The 17,034-nt window shown below is 61.0% G+C and carries 16 protein-coding genes; 8 read left to right on the forward strand and 8 right to left on the reverse strand.

The window, feature by feature from the left end:
• From ALO43_RS14050 to phnP, 7 genes are all read left to right on the forward strand, one after another.
• On the forward strand, positions 1-1,032 hold a 1,032-nt coding region (locus ALO43_RS14050), incomplete at its 5' end, for a carbon-phosphorus lyase complex subunit (RefSeq protein ID WP_235662988.1).
• Positions 1,029-1,916 (forward strand): alpha-D-ribose 1-methylphosphonate 5-phosphate C-P-lyase PhnJ, encoded by an 888-nt coding sequence (locus tag ALO43_RS14055; protein WP_005893370.1) that lies wholly within the window; start codon positions 1,029-1,031, stop codon positions 1,914-1,916. The genes ALO43_RS14050 and ALO43_RS14055, both read left to right, overlap by 4 nt.
• The gene (phnK, locus tag ALO43_RS14060) at positions 1,913-2,734 is read left to right on the forward strand and encodes a phosphonate C-P lyase system protein PhnK (RefSeq protein ID WP_005893366.1); all 822 of its coding nucleotides are present in this window, start codon (positions 1,913-1,915) and stop codon (positions 2,732-2,734) included. The genes ALO43_RS14055 and phnK overlap by 4 nt, the downstream gene beginning before the upstream one ends.
• A 32-nt stretch (positions 2,735-2,766) precedes the next feature.
• On the forward strand, positions 2,767-3,483 hold the full coding sequence (phnL, locus tag ALO43_RS14065) for a phosphonate C-P lyase system protein PhnL (protein WP_054997686.1): 717 nt from the start codon (positions 2,767-2,769) through the stop codon (positions 3,481-3,483).
• The gene (locus ALO43_RS14070; RefSeq protein WP_005893358.1) at positions 3,477-4,622 is read left to right on the forward strand and encodes an alpha-D-ribose 1-methylphosphonate 5-triphosphate diphosphatase; all 1,146 of its coding nucleotides are present in this window, start codon (positions 3,477-3,479) and stop codon (positions 4,620-4,622) included. The genes phnL and ALO43_RS14070 overlap by 7 nt, the downstream gene beginning before the upstream one ends.
• A complete protein-coding gene (phnN, locus tag ALO43_RS14075; RefSeq protein ID WP_005893356.1) occupies positions 4,622-5,188 on the forward strand; it encodes a phosphonate metabolism protein/1,5-bisphosphokinase (PRPP-forming) PhnN in 567 nt (188 codons plus the stop codon). Before ALO43_RS14070 ends, phnN begins: the two co-directional genes overlap by 1 nt.
• Positions 5,179-5,931, forward strand: coding sequence for a phosphonate metabolism protein PhnP (gene phnP / locus ALO43_RS14080; RefSeq protein WP_005893354.1), 753 nt, complete (start codon positions 5,179-5,181; stop codon positions 5,929-5,931). The genes phnN and phnP overlap by 10 nt, the downstream gene beginning before the upstream one ends.
• Before the next feature lie 9 nt (positions 5,932-5,940).
• Here the strand turns inward: phnP and ALO43_RS14085 are convergent, their stop codons facing one another.
• From ALO43_RS14085 to ALO43_RS14120, 8 genes are all read right to left on the reverse strand, one after another.
• Entirely contained in the window at positions 5,941-7,464 is a 1,524-nt protein-coding gene (locus ALO43_RS14085) for an amidase (protein ID WP_005893352.1), read from the reverse strand.
• Positions 7,465-7,750: 286 nt separating this feature from the next.
• Entirely contained in the window at positions 7,751-8,914 is a 1,164-nt protein-coding gene (locus ALO43_RS14090; RefSeq protein WP_005893349.1) for a M20 family metallopeptidase, read from the reverse strand.
• Entirely contained in the window at positions 8,911-10,338 is a 1,428-nt protein-coding gene (locus tag ALO43_RS14095; RefSeq protein ID WP_005893347.1) for a M20 family metallopeptidase, read from the reverse strand. The genes ALO43_RS14090 and ALO43_RS14095 overlap by 4 nt, the downstream gene beginning before the upstream one ends.
• Complete coding sequence (locus tag ALO43_RS14100; protein WP_005893344.1) at positions 10,335-11,348, reverse strand: ABC transporter ATP-binding protein; 1,014 nt, start codon at positions 11,346-11,348, stop codon at positions 10,335-10,337. Before ALO43_RS14100 ends, ALO43_RS14095 begins: the two co-directional genes overlap by 4 nt.
• A complete protein-coding gene (locus ALO43_RS14105; protein ID WP_005893341.1) occupies positions 11,345-12,346 on the reverse strand; it encodes an ABC transporter ATP-binding protein in 1,002 nt (333 codons plus the stop codon). Before ALO43_RS14105 ends, ALO43_RS14100 begins: the two co-directional genes overlap by 4 nt.
• A 16-nt stretch (positions 12,347-12,362) precedes the next feature.
• Positions 12,363-13,271 (reverse strand): ABC transporter permease, encoded by a 909-nt coding sequence (locus tag ALO43_RS14110; RefSeq protein WP_054997687.1) that lies wholly within the window; start codon positions 13,269-13,271, stop codon positions 12,363-12,365.
• A gap of 8 nt (positions 13,272-13,279) precedes the next feature.
• Positions 13,280-14,197 (reverse strand): ABC transporter permease, encoded by a 918-nt coding sequence (locus tag ALO43_RS14115; RefSeq protein ID WP_024669088.1) that lies wholly within the window; start codon positions 14,195-14,197, stop codon positions 13,280-13,282.
• A 102-nt stretch (positions 14,198-14,299) separates the two neighbouring features.
• Positions 14,300-15,820 carry an ABC transporter substrate-binding protein gene (locus ALO43_RS14120; protein WP_054997688.1) on the reverse strand — a complete coding sequence of 507 codons (1,521 nt, stop codon included), beginning with the start codon at positions 15,818-15,820 and terminating at the stop codon, positions 14,300-14,302.
• A gap of 207 nt (positions 15,821-16,027) precedes the next feature.
• Between ALO43_RS14120 and ALO43_RS14125 the strand changes: the two genes are divergently transcribed.
• The gene (locus tag ALO43_RS14125) at positions 16,028-16,936 is read left to right on the forward strand and encodes a LysR substrate-binding domain-containing protein (protein WP_005893330.1); all 909 of its coding nucleotides are present in this window, start codon (positions 16,028-16,030) and stop codon (positions 16,934-16,936) included.
• Positions 16,937-17,034 lie beyond the last annotated feature (98 nt).

A 17,034-nucleotide genomic window follows, 5' to 3' on the forward strand; every position in this document is an offset into this window, starting at 1 on the left:
CGCCTGCTGGCCAGCAGGCGCCGTGGCGATACAGGCATCGCTGAGCTCGATGTCGAACAAATCCGTCAGCAGCTGCCGCTGGCCGTTGCAAGGGTCATGAGCGAAGGCTCGTTGTACGACCCGCAACTGGCTGCGCTGGCGATCAAGCAGTCGGCAGGCGACCTGGTCGAGGCGATCTTTCTGCTACGTGCTTACCGCACGACCCTGACGCGCTTTTGCGCCAGCCAGCCTATCGACACTTCGAACATGCAGCTCGACCGGCGCTTGTCTGCCACCTTCAAGGACCTGCCGGGCGGTCAGTTACTGGGGCCGACCTTCGACTACACCCATCGTCTGCTGGATTTCACCCTGCTGGCCGAAGGCGAGCATTCGGGGCCGAATGCGGCTGCGGAGGCGACGCTGGAGCCTTGTCCACGCGTGCTGGGCTTGCTGGCCAGAGAAGGGCTGATGAAGCCCGAGGTCGATGACGGCGAAAGCGTGGCGGACATCACCCGTGAACCGCTGGAGTACCCCGCCAGTCGTGCCCAGCGCTTGCAGGCGCTGGCGCGTGGCGATGAGGGCTTTTTGCTGGCACTGGGTTACTCGACCCAGCGCGGTTATGGCCGTAATCACCCGTTCGCCGGAGAGATCCGTATCGGCACCGTCGAAGTCTGGCTCGAACCCGAAGAACTGGGGTTTCCGATTTCAATTGGCGACATCGAAATCACCGAGTGCGAGATGGTCAACCAGTTCGTTGGCTCGGCGAGCGAACCGGCGCAGTTCACTCGCGGTTACGGGCTGGCGTTCGGCAACGCAGAGCGCAAGGCAATGGGCATGGCGCTGGTGGACCGTTCGTTGCGCGCTGAAGAGTTCAACGAGGAGATTCGCTCGCCTGCGCAACAGGAAGAATTCGTGCTGGCGCATTGCGACAACGTCGAAGCCGCAGGCTTTGTTTCGCACCTCAAGCTGCCGCATTACGTGGACTTCCAGTCTGAACTGGAGTTGATCCGCAAACTGCGCAAATCCGCACCGAAACCGGAGAGGGACCAATGAGTACTGCCCCCATTAGCACTGCGCAACCAGCACCAGGGCGGGACGAGGCTTACAACTTCGCTTATCTGGACGAACAGACCAAACGCATGATTCGTCGCGGGCTGCTCAAGGCGGTCGCGATTCCCGGTTATCAGGTGCCATTCGGTGGGCGCGAAATGCCGCTGCCTTACGGCTGGGGAACCGGTGGCATGCAACTGACGGCCACGATCCTCGGTGACGACGACGTGCTGAAAGTCATCGATCAGGGCGCTGACGACACCACCAACGCGGTGTCGATCCGGCGCTTTTTTGCCCGTACGGCAGGCATCGCCACCACCGAGCGTACCCCGGAGGCTACCGTCATTCAGACCCGCCACCGGATTCCGGAAACGCCGCTGCACGCCGATCAGATCATGGTCTATCAGGTGCCGATTCCCGAACCCCTGCGTTTCATCGAGCCCTCGGAAACCGAGACCCGCACCATGCACGCCCTGGATGATTACGGCGTCATGCACGTCAAACTCTACGAAGACATCGCCACCTTCGGCCACATTGCCACCAGCTACGCCTACCCGGTGATGGTCGATGATCGTTACGTGATGGACCCGTCGCCGATTCCGAAATTCGACAACCCCAAGCTGCACATGAGCCCGGCGCTGATGCTGTTCGGTGCAGGCCGTGAAAAACGCCTGTACGCCGTACCGCCTTTTACCCGAGTAGTGAGCCTCGACTTCGAAGATCACCCCTTTGAAGTTCAGCGCTGGGAGCAATGCTGCGCCATTTGCGGCAGTCACGACTCGTTTCTCGACGAACTGATTCTCGACGACGCCGGCACCCAGAGTTTTGTCTGCTCCGATACCGATTACTGCTCCCAGCGTGTCAAACAGCAGGAGAACGCACGATGATCAGTGCCCTTTCTTTGAATTCCGAGGCCGAGCGCCAGGCAGAACCTGTGCAGCCGCTGCTCAAGGTCCGGGGGCTGACCCGACTGTACGGAGTGCAGAAGGGCTGTCAGGACGTCAGTTTCGACCTGTACCCCGGCGAGGTGCTGGGTATTGTGGGTGAATCCGGCTCGGGCAAATCCACTCTATTGTCGCTGCTGAGCGGACGTTGCCCGCCGGATCGCGGCAACATCGATTATCGCGGTACGGATGGCGACTGGCTGGATCTGTACAGCGCCAGCGAGGCGCAGCGTCGCACGTTACTGCGCACTGAGTGGGGTTTTGTCGAGCAAAACCCGCGTGACGGTCTGCGCATGGGCGTGTCGGCCGGGGCCAACATCGGCGAACGGCTCATGGCCCAGGGCGTGCGCAATTATCAGCAGCTGCGTGGTGCGGCGGTGGATTGGCTGACTCAGGTGGAGATTGATCCGCAACGCATCGACGACCTGCCGCGCACGTTTTCCGGCGGCATGCAGCAACGCCTGCAAATCGCCCGCAATCTGGTGTCCAGCCCGAGGCTGGTGTTCATGGACGAACCCACCGGCGGGCTGGATGTGTCGGTGCAGGCACGCTTGCTCGATCTGCTGCGCGGGCTGGTTCGCGAACTGGACCTGGCGGTGGTGATTGTCACTCATGACTTGGCGGTGGCAAGGCTGCTGGCGGATCGGCTGATGGTCATGCGCCGCTCGAAAGTCGTGGAAAGCGGCCTCACCGATCAGATCCTCGATGATCCGCAGCATCCGTATTCGCAGTTGCTGGTGTCCTCGGTGTTGCAGCCATGAGCCAGCCGGTCCACTCACAAGAGGTGAGCTCAATGACGACGTTGATCGAGGTCCGCGACCTGTCGAAAACCTTCACCCTGCATCAGCACAACGGCGTGGTCCTGAATGTGTTGCGCGGCCTTAATTTCTCGGTGCGAAGTGGCGAATGCCTGGTACTCAGCGGGCAGTCCGGCGCTGGTAAAAGCACGCTACTGCGCACCCTGTACGGCAACTACCTGCCTGCCGCCGGGAGCATTCGCGTGCAGCACGAGAGGCAGATGATCGAGCTGGTCGGCGCTACCCCGCGACAAGTACTCGAGGTGCGGCGCAAGACTCTGGGCTACGTCAGCCAGTTTTTGCGCGTCATCCCGCGTGTATCCAGCCTGGACGTGTTGATGGAACCCGCACTGGCGCGAGGCTGGTCCCGCGAGCAGGCTCACGAGCGGGCGCAACTGCTGCTGACCCGCCTCACCATACCGCAACGCCTGTGGCCGCTGGCGCCCAGTACGTTCTCCGGCGGCGAGCAGCAACGCATCAACATTGCCCGAGCATTCATGGTGCCTTGGCCCGTGTTGTTGCTTGACGAACCGACTGCCTCGCTGGATGACGCCAACCGCCAGGTGGTGCTGGAACTGGTCACTGAAGCCAAGCAGGCCGGTGCTGCACTGATCGGCATCTTCCACGACCGTGACGCCCGAGAGTCGGTCGCCGACCGTCAACTCGACATGACCCCGGTGGCACTCACCGCCAAGGAGTTGCAGCAATGCTGAACGAACAGATTTTCAGTAACGCCCGTGTAGTGACTGCCGAGCAGGTGTTCACCGGCACTGTGGTGGTGCGTGACGGGCTTATCGCGGAGCTTCAGACCGGGAGCAGCCAACTGAGCCAGGCTCATGACATGCGCGGCGATTACCTCTTGCCGGGGCTGGTGGAGCTGCACACGGATAACCTGGAAAAGCACTTGTCGCCGCGCCCTGGTGTCGACTGGCCGTCGATGTCAGCCGTGATCAGCCACGATGCACAAATCGTCGCAGCCGGTATCACTACGGTGTTCGACGCACTGTCTATCGGCGACATCAACCCCAAGGGCAAGCGCATGCAGCAACTGCCCTCGATGCTGAAGGCAATTGCCGATGCAAACGAGGCTGGCCTGACCCGCGCTGATCATCTGTTGCACCTGCGCTGCGAGGTCAGCCATCCGGACACTCTTGATGTGTTTCGCGACCTGGTAGGCCAGCCCTTGGTGCAACTGGTTTCGGTGATGGACCACGCACCCGGCCAGCGCCAGTTCGCCCTAGAGTCCAAGTACCGCGAGTACTACATGGGCAAATACCACATGAGCCATGAGGAAATGGATCGTTTTATCGTCGAACAGGTCGCCAACTCCACCGAGTACGCCGACCGCTACCGGCGTGCGATTGTCGAACTGTGTCTGGCACGTGGCCTGTCGATTGCCAGCCACGACGACGCGACGATGGCGCATGTCGAGGAGTCGGCAGGTTACGGCATGAACATCGCCGAATTTCCGACCACACTCGAGGCAGCCAAAGGCTGTCGCCAACTGGGCATGAGTGTGTTGATGGGCGCACCGAACATCGTGCGCGGCGGCTCACACTCCGGTAACGTGGCGGCAGCATCATTGGCAAGGGAAGGGCTACTGGACATTCTCTCCAGCGATTATTATCCGGCCAGTCTACTGCAGGCGGCATTCATGCTCGCCGATCAGGACAACGAATGCGGTTTGCCGCAGGCTGTCAACATGGTCAGCCGCACACCGGCCGTTGCAGCAGGGCTGACGGATCGTGGCGAAATTCGCGTTGGGCTGCGCGCAGATCTGATTCAGGCGCGTAGCCATGGCGGTCTGCCGGTAATCGATAAAGTCTGGCGACAGGGCAAGAGGGTGTTTTGATGGTTGGCAGACTGATTTATCTGATCGGGCCGTCTGGTTCAGGCAAGGACAGCCTGCTGGACGCTGCCCGGGAAACCCTGGCGCGGCGCGACTGCCGGGTGGTTCGCAGAGTGATCACCCGTTCTGCGGAAGCGGTGGGCGAGGCGGCACAGGCAGTGACCGTCGAACAGTTCGAATACATGCGCGAGCGCGGTGCGTTCGCCTTGTGCTGGCAGGCCAACGGCCTGCGCTACGGCATCCCCATCGAGATCGATCAATGGCTGCTTGAAGGCCATGACGTGCTTATCAACGGTTCCCGAGCGCATCTGCAGAAAGCCCAAGCGCGTTATCCGAACCTGTTGGCCGTATTGTTGATGGTCAATCAAGACGTTTTGCGTCAGCGCCTGCTGGCGCGTAACCGGGAAACCCTGGCGGAAATCGAGGAAAGGCTGGAGCGCAACGCACGCTTCGCCGGGGGCTTGATGGCAGATACTCCGCAGGTGGTGCCACTGGATAATTCCGCTGATTTGCAACAGACGGTTGCGACCCTGATCGGCTTGCTGGACAAGCGACACGCATGCGCCTGACCCTGCTGGGCACCGGTGATGCGCGGCAGGTGCCGGTCTACGGTTGCAACTGTATGGCCTGTTCTGCGGCGCGGGACGATCAGGATTTACGGCGCTTGCCCTGCAGTGCGTTGATCGAATGCGCAGACCAACGCTGGCTGATCGACAGCGGCCTCAACGATCTGACCGAGCGTTTTCCGCCGCACAGCCTGAGCGGCATTTTGCAGACCCACTACCATGCCGATCATGCGCAGGGCCTGCTGCATCTGCGCTGGGGGCAGGGGTTGATCATCCCGGTCCACGGCCCGGCGGACCCGGAAGGCCTGGCTGACCTTTACAAGCACCCCGGCATTCTTGATTTCAGCCAGCCATTTGCAGCGTTCGAAACCCGATCGCTGGGCGCTATGCAAGTCACTGCGCTGCCATTGACACACTCCAGGCCCACCTTTGGTTATCTGTTTGAAGGTGACGGGCAACGCATTGCTTACCTGACCGACACCGTCGGCCTGCCCGACGTGACCCGCGAGTTCCTGCAACGCCAGCCGCTGGACGTGCTGGTTCTCGACTGCTCCATGCCCCCGCAACCTCAGCCACCGCGTAATCACAATGACCTGACGTTGGCGCTGGAAAGCATTGACCAACTGCGACCGGGCAAAGCGGTGTTGACGCATATTGGCCACACGCTGGATGCGTGGTTGATGACACAGCCTAGAGAGTTGCCGGGCAATGTGGTGGTTGGGCGTGATGCAATGGCGGTGGTCTGAGAATCCCCCTCACATCGCCCCCACCTCAGGCTTACCGCCCTTCGACCCACCATAAATAGGCGGATGCGTGACGATATGTGTCAGATCGACTCCCGACGTCAGCAGTTTCTGCAGGTCCGGGCGTGGCCGGGACAAGCGTGGGTCGTACGCCGTCGCTTGCTCAAGCGCCTGGGCGCAGGCGAGCAGTTTTGCGTCGCCACGAAAACCGCCGATCACCTGCAGCCCGAATGGCATGCCTTTATGATCGGTGCCGCAGGGCAGGGACAACGCGGGGTTGGTGGTCAGGGTGATGGTGTAACACAGCGCCAGCCAGCGGTAGTAGTTGTCCAGTGGTTCGCCGTTGACTTCGCGCAGGTACAGCTCGCTCCAGGGGAACGGCGACACCGGTGTGGTCGGGGCGAGGATAACGTCGTAGTGTTCGAATTGCTTCTGGAAGCCGCGAAAGATTCGGCTCTGTTCGCCATGTGCCTTTACGCAGTCCTGCAACGACATCGCTACGCCCATGTCGAAATTGGCTCGGGTGTTGGGGCCCAGCGCTTCCGGGTTGCGGTCGTGGGCGTCCTGCAAGCCGGCGACGAATGCTTCGGCGCGCAGGACGTCGAAGGTACGGTGGGCACTGCTCAGGTTCAGGTCGATGGCTTCGCAGGACTTGAACAGCGGTTTCAGTGCGCTGATCTTTTCCCGGAAGACTGCACGAATATGGGTGTCCACCGCGCAGGTGCCGAAATCTTCGCTGTAGCCGACCCGCAGTTGGCTGAGGTCTACCTGACGAGGAGCAAATTCGTCAGCGGCGATGGCATAGCTCAATGGGTCGGACTGCGCCAGCCCGGCGCTGGCACGCAGTTGCAGCAGGGTGTCGGCGACGTTGCGGCCCATCGGGCCGACGACGGAAATGGGGGTCCAGCCGAGTTTCTTGCGCTCGCTCGGCACCAAGCCCGGAGAAGGGCGCAAGCCGACGATGCCGCACAGCGCGGCGGGAATTCGCAGCGAGCCACCGGTGTCAGAGCCGCTGCACAGTGGCACCATATCCACCGCCAGCGCAGCGGCCGAGCCACCCGAAGAACCGCCTGCATTCAATTCAGGGTTGAACGGGTTGCCGGTTGCGCCCCAGACCACGTTGCGGGTGTTGGCGCCGGCGCCCAGTTCCGGCACGTTGGTCTTGCCGAGCATGATTGCCCCGGCAGCGCGCAGGCGGGCGACGAACAGGTTGTCCTGGGTGGGTATGTTGTCGCGGAACAATGGCGAGCCGTAGGTGGTGAGTACTTCTGCGGTTTCTTCCAGGTCCTTGATGCCGATTGGCAAACCATGCAGCAAGCCCAGCGGTTTGCCTTGCATCACCGCCTGTTCGGCGCTGACAGCCTCGCTTCTGGCGCGGTCAAAGCAGGTCGCGGCAAAGGCGTTGATTTTCGGATTGAGGGTCTCGATGCGCTCGATACAGGCGTCGAGCAACTCCACTGGCGAGATCTGTTTGCTGCCGATCAGCGCCCGCAGTTCGGTGGCGGATTTGCCGAGAAGCTCGGAAGAATTTTGCATGGGGTTTCCTCGTAGTGTTGATCGCAGCCACGCGCCACATTTACGGCTTTACACGAATCTGCTTTTGATTCTGGCCGCATGCCGTGGGAGCTTCAGGAGGTCACGACGGCTGCGATGGGCTGCGAAGCGGGCCTGAAATTGGTAACCTCGGTTGTGCCTGATGTCCTTTATATGCTGGTTTTGCTGTCGGTTCCCGACAGTTCGCGGACAAGTCCGCTCCCACACAAGCGACGCGTCGCCCGGTCTGCTCCTACCCTCATACATACCTGGCGGTAATGAGGCATCCTCAAAAATCCCCGAGCGCCAGTATCGTCGCCACTAGTGCCTGGCCTCTGGGGATCAAAGTATCAAGCTCCAGATACTCACGGTCGGTGTGCACTTTGCCGCCTACCGGGCCGAGGCCGCACAGGGTGGGGATGCCGAGGCTGGCGGTGAAACCCGAGTCGGCGCAGCCGCCGGTGAATTCGCCTTCGACAGCGAAGCCCAGCTCCTGCGCAAGGCCCTGATAAATAGCCAGCAAATCAGTGCTGTGCTTCGCTTCCATTGGCAGGAAAGTGGTGGCTTCCAGCAGTCTGGCCGATGTGCCGGTCAATTCCTCCTCGGCAACGATGGCCTGGACTGCTGCGAGAATTTCATCCCATTGCCTGAGCTCGACAAAACGTACATCGAGTTTGGCTGTGGCGCTGGGTGCAACGGTGTTGCTGGACGTACCGCCCGAGATCAGCCCGACATTGGTGGTAATACCCGCTGCATAGTTGGTCAGCGCATGCAGCTTGATCACCTTGTGTGCCAGCGCATGGATGGCGCTGGCACCGTCCGCATGATTGACCCCGGAATGCGCTGCACGGCCACTGACTTCGATGATCAGCGTAGCGCCGCCTTTGCGGGCGCTGACCACGTTGCCGCTGGCACGCCCTGGCTCCGGGTTGAGGACTGCGCGCGCCTGACTGGCGTATTTTTCGATGTGAACACGAGCGCTGGCGGACCCGATTTCTTCGTCGCCGGTGTACAGGATCTGCACGGGAAACGGCAGCGGGCCGATTTGTTTCAGTGCTTTGAGTGCAAAGCAGTTCAACACCAGGCCGCCTTTCATGTCGGCAACGCCGGGGCCATAGGCCAGTGCGCTGTCTTTTGTCTCGTCTTTCGAGTAGCCGCGCGTAGTTGTCGTGCCTTTCGGGAAAACCGTATCGCGATGACCGAGCAGCAATACAGGCTTGCCGAGGCCGCCCGGTAACTCGGCCAACAGCACATCGCCAAAACCTTCGACGGGGATGCGTTCGACGCTTATCCCGTCGGCCTGCAATTGCGCAGCGAGCAGATCGCCTACCGCATCGACACCGGCCTTGTCGTAGCTGTTGGAGTCGGTGTCGACCAGGCTCTGCAACAGGGCTTCCATCGCTCCGTACTGCTCGCTCAGCCAGTCTGTTGCCTGCCGTTGTGCTTCATTCATTGACTCAGCTCCTGTGCCCGATGCTCTCGGGTCAGCCGTGCGCCATCGGTTCCCAGGTCCCAGAACAGACCGGCCATGATTTGCAGGCTCTCTTTGACCACTGGCGCCAGCAAATGCTCGTCGGGTGCATGCTGCGAGCAGGCCGGGTACGAGTGTGGCACCCAGACCGTTGGCAGGCCCAGCACTTCAGCGAAGACATCGTTGGGCAGCGAACCACCCAGATTGGGCAGCAATGCTGGTTTTTTGCCGGTGGTGGTCGCCAGCGATTCCAGTGCCCAGCCGACCCACGGGCTGTTAGGTGAAAGGCGCGTGGCGTGCATCACGTCCATACGTGTCTGGCGCACCTCGACCTGAGTGAAACCGTGCGCATCCAGATGCGTGCGCACCGCTGGAATGAAGGCGGTGTAATCGCTGTCGACCACAAAACGGATGTGGCACAGCGCGTGGGCCTTGCCAGGTATGGCGTGCACTGGCGCGTCGGGGTTGCCGGTCTTGAATGCTAGGATGTCGAGGGTGTTCCAGCCGAAGACCTTTTCGCTGAGCGACAACGTCGGTTCCCCCCAATGCGGATCAATGTCCGGGTCGCCGGGGCCGCCGCCGACTTCGATATCCGCCAGCGCGGCTTTTACTGCGTCGGGAATGGCGGTTGGCATCAGGCCCGCGACTTTTACCCGACCGTGCTCATCGACCATGCTGGCGATGGCGTTGGCCAGGATGATGCCGGGGTTGGCCAGCAGGCCACCCCAGTTGCCGGAATGGTGCGCGCCTTCGCGCAGATTGACCGTCAGCTCGAAGTTGAACACCCCGCGTGAGCCGAGAAACAGGGTAGGGCGCGCGGCTGCCAGACGCGGACCGTCCGAGGCGATGAAAATATCTGCGGCAAGCTCTTCTGCGTGCGCCTGGCAGAACGCGCTGAGGCCGGGCGAGCCGTCTTCTTCGCCCATCTCCAGCAGCAGTTTGACGTTGAAACCCAGCTTGCCGTCGCGCGCTTTCATGGTCTGTTCGAGGGCGGTCAGGTTGATCAGGTGCTGGCCCTTGTTATCGGCGGTTCCGCGCCCATACCAGTGGTCGTCGCGTTCGGTGACCTTCCACGGCGACAGGCCCGCCTGCCACTGTGCATCGTAGCCGCGCACCACATCACCATGGCCGTAACTGAGCAGTGTCGGCATGGCCGGGTCTTCGATGCGCGTCGCGATCATCAGTGGCCCGCGGCCCGCGACCGGGTTGTCGTACACCTTGACGTCGAAACCCAGACGCTCGACGTGCGGAGTGATGAACTCGTTCAGGTAACGATAAAGCTCCGGCAGGCTCGAAGCCTCCTGGCTTTGGGTCGGATAGGCGACGCTGTCGCCGAGCAAGGCGAAAAAGTTGCCGTTGTCGAACTGCTCGGTGGCGTTTTCGATGGCATGCGATCGGCTACTCATGAGGGCATTAACTCCAGGGTTTTCGAGGTGTCGCGCAAGTGGCATCGGACGGTTCCTCCTTCCATGCGGCCAGTGCTCGGGTAGTTTTCCTTGCACACCGCCATGCAGCTCGGGCAGCGCGGATGAAAGGCGCAGCCGGACGGCGGTGACATAGGGTTGGGAAAGGTGCCATGCAGGCCCAGGTCCGGAATCCCCAGATGCGGGTCGGGGGTCAGCACCGAGTCCAGCAGCGCCTGGGTGTAAGGATGACCGGGCCTTGCAAACAGCGATTCGCGGCTGCGTTCTTCGACGATTTTGCCCAGGTACATAACCGCTACCCGGTCTGCCAAGTGTTCGATGACTGCAAGGTTATGGCTGATCAGCAGGTAGGTGAGGCCAAACTCCTGTTTCAGGTCCTGCAGCAGGTTGAGAATCTGCGCCTGCACTGAAACGTCCAGCGCCGAGGTCGGCTCATCGCAGATCAGTACATCGGGGCGCATCACCAGCGCACGGGCAATTGCCACGCGCTGACGTTGACCGCCGGAGAGCTGGCTGGGGTAGCTGTCGATTACCCGTTTCGGCAGACCGACTACATCCATCATCGATTCGACACGCTGACGGCGCTCGGCATTGCTGCCGATGTCATGCACGATCAGCGGCAGGGTGACGATTTCGCGCAGGGTTTTGCGCGGGTTCAGCGACGAGTAAGGGTCCTGAAAGATCGGCTGGATGCGCCGCGCCATTTCCTTGCGGTCGGTGCCTGCCAGGTGCTTGCCGTTGACCAGTACATCGCCGCTGCTGGGTGCAAGCAGGCCCAGCAGCATTTTCGCCAAAGTGCTTTTGCCGCAACCGGATTCGCCTACCAGGCCGAGGGTTTCGCCGCGCATCAGGCGCAGCGACACGCCGTCGACCGCTTTCAGCGTGGCGTTGGGTTTGAAGAAGCCACGGCTGATGCTGAATTCGCGGCGGATGTCGCACAGTTCCAGGGCGATATCTTTTTTGACACTGATGTTCAGGGCTTGTCGGGTCATGAGGTGATGCCCTCGCGGCACAACACGGGCTCGGCGTTCGCCGTGGCGAACAGGCAGCGGGTCATGTGATTGTGGCTGTGAACCGGCGGGACGTCTTCGGCGCAGGCTGCGACTGCCTGTGGGCAGCGGTTGCGGAATGCACAGCCATATTGCTCGCCCACCAGACTGGGCACCAGACCCGGAATCGACCCCAGCGGCTGACCCGGCTGGGTGCGTCCGGGAATCGGTATGCTCTCCAGCAGGCCGCGCGTATAAGGATGTTGCGGGTTTTCGAACAGCTCGATCGCCGGGGCGGTTTCGACGATCTGCCCGGCGTACATCACTGCAACCCGGTCGGCAATGCGCGCCACCAGCCCAAGGTCGTGAGTGATGAAGATTACTGCCAGGCCGAACTCTTTCTGAATGTCGCGGATCAGCCGCAGGATCTGCGCCTGAATGGTCACGTCCAGTGCAGTGGTCGGCTCGTCGGCGATGATCACATCCGGCTCGCACATCAGCGCCATGGCGATGATCACCCGCTGGCGCAGGCCACCTGACAATTGATGCGGATATTGGCGCAGGCGTTCGCCAGCGTTGCTGATCCCGACCTTCTCCAGCATCTGTGCAGCGCGCTGCAGGGCTTCCTTACGTGACACCTTGCGGTGCCGGGTCAGCACTTCACTGAGCTGATCGCCGATGCTGTAGGCGGGGTTCAGGGAGGTCATGGGCTCCTGAAATATCATTGCCAGACGGTTGCCGCGCAGGTCGCACATCTGCCGTTCGCTCTGGGTCAGCATGTCGATGTCGTCCAGCTTCAATGTCGTCGCGGTACGCCGGGCCTTGCGCGGCAGCAGGTCCATGAGTGCCAGCGAAGTCAGGGATTTTCCGCAGCCCGATTCGCCGACGATGCACAGCATTTCGCCGCGCTCTACCTGAAAGTCCAGGCCGCGCACTGCGTGGAGCGTGTCTTGCCCTAGAGGGATCTCGACACGCAGGTTTTCAACATGCAACAGCGCCATGTGCGTATCTCCTCTGTCAGTTGCGCCCTTCGGGCAGGATCAGGTCGCGCAGGCCGTCACCGACCAGATTGATGCCCAGCACCAGCACCATCAGAGCGATGCCGGGTATGGCGATTACCCACGGGGAAAAGAACATGTACGGTTTGCCCTCGGCGATCATTAGGCCCCAGGACGGAATCGGTGGCTGGACGCCGACGCCGAGGAACGACAATGCTGATTCCAGAAGTATCGCGTGGGCCATTTCCAGGGTGGCGACGACAATCAGTGCGCCGATCAGATTGGGCAGGATTTCGCTGGCCAGAATGCGCAGCGTCGAGCAGCCCAGGGCCTGGGCCGAGGCGACGTATTCGGCATCGCGAATCTGCTGCACGGCGGCCCGCACCACCACGGCAAAGCGGTCCCAGAGCAGGCAGCCCAGCAGGATGATCACCACTTTCAATGAACCGCCGATCAACGAAGCAGACGCCAGCGCGATCATCACCACCGGCATCGCCAGGCGCGTGGTGATCAGGTAGCTGATCAGCGCATCGGTCTTGCCGCCGAAGTAACCGGCCAGCAGTCCCATGATGGTGCCAATGACGCCAGAGATCAGCGCTGCCGAGAAACCGATGAACAATGATATGCGCGCACCGTAGAGCAGGCGCGACAGGTAATCGCGGCCCAGTTTGTCGGTACCCAGCACGTACTCCCACGTGCCGTTGGTCATCCACACTGGTGGCTTCATACGCAACATCACGTCTTGCGTATAAGGGTCATAGGGTGCGAGCCAGGGTGCGAACAGCGCACCGATCAGGATGATCAACAGCAAACACGCGCCGATGGCAAAACCGCGATGCGCAAAACTGCTGCGCAGGGTGCGCAAGACACTGCGCGCTGGTGGCTGGTAATCCTGAATGGCCAGTGGCGATGAGGTGGTTGTGCTCATGGAGCCTCCTATTTCACGCGGATGCGCGGGTCGAGCAGTGCATTGAGCACGTCGGCCAGCAGCGTGAGAACGATGTAGATCACCGCGATCAACAGCACGACCGCCTGCACCACCGGGAAGTCGTCGCGGGCAATCGCATCCCAGGCCAGTTGGCCGATGCCTTGCAGCGAGAAGACTGTTTCGATGACCACCGAGCCACCGAGCATGAAACCGAACTCCACGGCAGCCAGCGCGACCACCGGGATCAGCGCGTTGCGCAGCGCATGCTTGAACAATACGGTGGCTGGGCGCAGCCCCTTGGCTCGCGCGGTGCGGATGTAGTCGGAATTGAGTACATCGAGCATGCCTGCGCGGGTCAGACGCATGATTGCCGGGGTAGCGTAATAACCCAGGGCAATCGCCGGCATGACAAAGTGCGCCCAGGTCGAGTTGCCCGACACAGGCAGCCATTTCAGGGTGACCGAGAACACTACAATCAGCATCAGCGCGAACCAGAAGCTTGGCATTGCCTGACCGAGCACCGCGATGCTTAGCGCCAGACGATCAACCCAGGTATCGCGCTTCACAGCCGCCAGCACGCCCAGCGGAATGGCGATCAGCAACGCAATGCTCAGGGCCATCGCACCGAGCCCGAGGGTGATCGACAGGCGCGAGGCGATCAGGTTGTAGACCGATTCCTGAAAGAAGAACGAATCGCCAAGATCGAGGCGCACCACGTCGCCCAGCCATTCGAAATACTGGGTGACCAGTGGCTTGTTGAGGCCGTACTGCACGCGGATCTGTTCGATCTGCTCGCTGCTGGCTTCCGGTCCGCCAATGGCGGTGGCCAGGTCGCCGGACAGGTGCAGCAGTGAAAAACTGATCACCGACACGGTAATCGCCACGCACAGAGCAATGCCCAGGCGGCGCAAGAGAAATCCGAACATGACAAGTGACCTTGTGTTCAGGGGATAACGGGTTGGCGGCCGACGCTGCAAGGCCCTTCACGCACCTCACAGCTGGTTTCGCCGATTGGCGTCACGAACGGCCTATTTCCAGCTCGACAGCACGAAACGCGGCAGTTCATCCGGATAAGGCTTGAAGTTCAGGTCCGAGACGTAGGCGTAGTTCATCGAATAATTGAACAACGGTGCCCAATACGCCTGCTCGCTGATGCGCTGTAACGCCTTGCGGTAGTTGTCTTTGCGCACCTGCGGGTCCAGAGCGTTGTCGGCGGTCTGCAGCCAGCCCTGTACCTGCGGGTCCTTGATGTTGTCGTCGGGGTTGCCCTTGAACCAGGTGCCGGCCGAGGCCGAGGTGTCGAGAATCGAGAACGAGCCCCAGGCCTGAAAAGACATCGGCACCTTGCCGCCGCGCTGCTGGTCACGCAGTGCGGCGTACTTCAGGTAGCGCAACTTGGCGTTGATGCCTACTGCGCGCAGGTTGCCGATGATCGCTTCCACATAGTCGCGGTCACGGTAAGCGAATATTTCTGTTTCAAAACCATTCGGGTAACCGGCTTCGGCGAGCAGCGCCTTGGCCTTGGCCGGGTCATAGTTGTAGACAGTCGCGACTGTCGTGTCGCACCCGAACTGGCCAGGGTAGCAGGCCACCTGTAACGGTTTGCTTTCGCCGCCGACCAGTTGCGAGGCCAGGCCGTCACGATTGATCGCGTAGTTGATCGCCTGCCGAACTTTCAATTGCTTCATCGGCGAGTCGGCGCTGGAAGTGCCGCGTGCGTCGAGAATCAGAAAACCGATACGCATCGTCGCGCCGCTGGTGACGACCAGATTAGGCATGGCCTTGAGGTTTTCCGCCTGATCCGGAGCGACGCGCCAGGTCCAGTCGATGCCACCGGTCATCAGCTCGGCCAGTCGCGTTTCAGCATCGGCGATGACCCGGAAGTTGATGTGGCTGATCTTCGGCTGGCCCTGCGGGCTGTCTTTGAAGTAGTCCGGGTTTTTGTCCATCTTCACGCCTTCACCCGAGGCGATGGCCGTGACCTTGTAAGGCCCGGTGCCAATCGGCTTGCGACTGAATCCGGCCATGCCGACTTGTTCGAAATACTTTTTCGGAAACATCGGGACAGCGTTGGACAGGTATTCCAGCGCAGGCGGGAAGGGCTTTTTCAGGTGCAGGCGGACGCTGTAATCACCGAGTTTTTCGGCGCTCTTGATCCAGTCGACATTCTGTACCGTGACGACCTTTGACTCGGGCGACACCACGTAATTGAGGGTGAAGACCACATCGTCGGCAGTGAACGGGTCACCGTTGTGAAACTTGACCCCCTCACGCAACTGGAAGTCGATAGTGGTGTCGTCGACCTGCTTCCAGCGGGTGGCAAGCATGGGTTCGTACTGGCCGTTGTCGGGGTTGCGATAGACGAGGTTGTCCCAGATCAGGCGACCTAGGATGACGCCTTCGCGCAGGTCGTTGTGATAGGGGCTGATGTTTTCCGGTTCGCTGTCGGATGCGTAGACCAGCGTGTCGTCGGCCTTGCCGGCCAGTGCGGAAAAACTGCTGAACAGGCTCAATAGCGCAATGCTGCGAGCGAAACCCTTGATTCCCATGCCGTCATCTCCAAAAGGCAAAGTGGATGTATCAAAGGGCAGTGGGTCGCAAATGCGAGAAGAGGAGGACAACGAGGCGGCAGTGTTCTTTTGATTGCATTCTTTTGATTGAGTTGCGCCTCGACATGACTCTAGGCAAAGCGTATCAATGCCACAAGCACAATATTTCGAACCTTTCATTGCCGAAAAGGCAACGCAGGAGCCGCGATGCAACTCTACGGCGTACAGTCCACCGCGCTGCGCTACTTCCTCGAAGTGGCGCGTTGCGGATCGATCAGCGAAGCGTCAATCCGGCTCAATGTCGCGTCGTCAGCGGTAAGTCGGCAGATCAGCAAGCTGGAGCGCGAGCTGGATGCGCTGCTGTTCGAGCGCCAGGCACGCGGCATGATGCTCAGCGAGGCGGGCATTCGGCTGGCGGCCTATGCGCGCAAATCACAACTGGAGGCCGAGCAGGTGGTGCTGGAAATCACCGAGCTGCAGGGTTTGCAGCGCGGTCATGTGCGGATTGCCTGCTCTGAGGGGTTTGCGCTGGACTTCCTCCCGCAATGCATCGCGCGGTTCCGGCAGGTCTATCAAGGCATCCACTTCTCGATGGAAGTCTGCGCCCCGGCCCAGGCCACCGAGCGGGTGCGCTCGGGCGATGCGGACCTGTGCCTGACCTTCAGCCTGACACCGCAGAACGAGATCAAGGTCGAGCATATTCACAGCGGCGCCATCTGCGCGGTGGTCAGCCAGAACCACCCGCTGGCTTCGCGCAAAGAGGTTGCGCTGGCCGAGCTGCAGCCCTACGCCATTGCGCTGACCAACACCGACACGACGTTGCGCCAGCTGTTTGATATCTGTTGTGGTGTGCAAGGGTTGATGTTCGACCCGGTGCTGACCAGCAATTACATTGGCGCGCTGCTGAGATTCGTCAGCGAGGAGGGCGGTATCAGCCTGTCCAGCGAAATGACGCTCGACAAGCGCGCGCATGAAAAACAGCTCAAATCGCTGCCGATCAGCGACGAAGGCATGAAAGCGCGGCGTATCGAGCTGCAAAGCATGGCCGGGCGGAACCTGCCCGCTGCTGTGGCGGCGTTTCGCGATTTTCTGATTCAGGAGCTGGCAAAGACCTGAGAGGCCTGTGCCCGTAAGGTTTCGCTGTATCGGCTGGACAATGTGTGGTTGATGAACTATTTGCTCATGATGTTATAGTGTAACGAATTTGCAGTGGC

Source organism: Pseudomonas tremae (assembly GCF_001401155.1).
Lineage (GTDB): Bacteria > Pseudomonadota > Gammaproteobacteria > Pseudomonadales > Pseudomonadaceae > Aquipseudomonas > Aquipseudomonas tremae.

What these genes read in the sequence shown, in the direction of transcription:
- ALO43_RS14055 (WP_005893370.1), top strand. Translation starts at nt 1,029, where the DNA reads ATGAGTACTGCCCCCATTAGCACTGCGCAACCAGCACCAGGGCGGGAC.
- phnK (WP_005893366.1), top strand. Translation starts at nt 1,913, where the DNA reads ATGATCAGTGCCCTTTCTTTGAATTCCGAGGCCGAGCGCCAGGCAGAA.
- phnL (WP_054997686.1), top strand. Translation starts at nt 2,767, where the DNA reads ATGACGACGTTGATCGAGGTCCGCGACCTGTCGAAAACCTTCACCCTG.
- ALO43_RS14070 (WP_005893358.1), top strand. Translation starts at nt 3,477, where the DNA reads ATGCTGAACGAACAGATTTTCAGTAACGCCCGTGTAGTGACTGCCGAG.
- phnN (WP_005893356.1), top strand. Translation starts at nt 4,622, where the DNA reads ATGGTTGGCAGACTGATTTATCTGATCGGGCCGTCTGGTTCAGGCAAG.
- phnP (WP_005893354.1), top strand. Translation starts at nt 5,179, where the DNA reads ATGCGCCTGACCCTGCTGGGCACCGGTGATGCGCGGCAGGTGCCGGTC.
- ALO43_RS14085 (WP_005893352.1), bottom strand. Translation starts at nt 7,464, where the DNA reads ATGCAAAATTCTTCCGAGCTTCTCGGCAAATCCGCCACCGAACTGCGG.
- ALO43_RS14090 (WP_005893349.1), bottom strand. Translation starts at nt 8,914, where the DNA reads ATGAATGAAGCACAACGGCAGGCAACAGACTGGCTGAGCGAGCAGTAC.
- ALO43_RS14095 (WP_005893347.1), bottom strand. Translation starts at nt 10,338, where the DNA reads ATGAGTAGCCGATCGCATGCCATCGAAAACGCCACCGAGCAGTTCGAC.
- ALO43_RS14100 (WP_005893344.1), bottom strand. Translation starts at nt 11,348, where the DNA reads ATGACCCGACAAGCCCTGAACATCAGTGTCAAAAAAGATATCGCCCTG.
- ALO43_RS14105 (WP_005893341.1), bottom strand. Translation starts at nt 12,346, where the DNA reads ATGGCGCTGTTGCATGTTGAAAACCTGCGTGTCGAGATCCCTCTAGGG.
- ALO43_RS14110 (WP_054997687.1), bottom strand. Translation starts at nt 13,271, where the DNA reads ATGAGCACAACCACCTCATCGCCACTGGCCATTCAGGATTACCAGCCA.
- ALO43_RS14115 (WP_024669088.1), bottom strand. Translation starts at nt 14,197, where the DNA reads ATGTTCGGATTTCTCTTGCGCCGCCTGGGCATTGCTCTGTGCGTGGCG.
- ALO43_RS14120 (WP_054997688.1), bottom strand. Translation starts at nt 15,820, where the DNA reads ATGGGAATCAAGGGTTTCGCTCGCAGCATTGCGCTATTGAGCCTGTTC.
- ALO43_RS14125 (WP_005893330.1), top strand. Translation starts at nt 16,028, where the DNA reads ATGCAACTCTACGGCGTACAGTCCACCGCGCTGCGCTACTTCCTCGAA.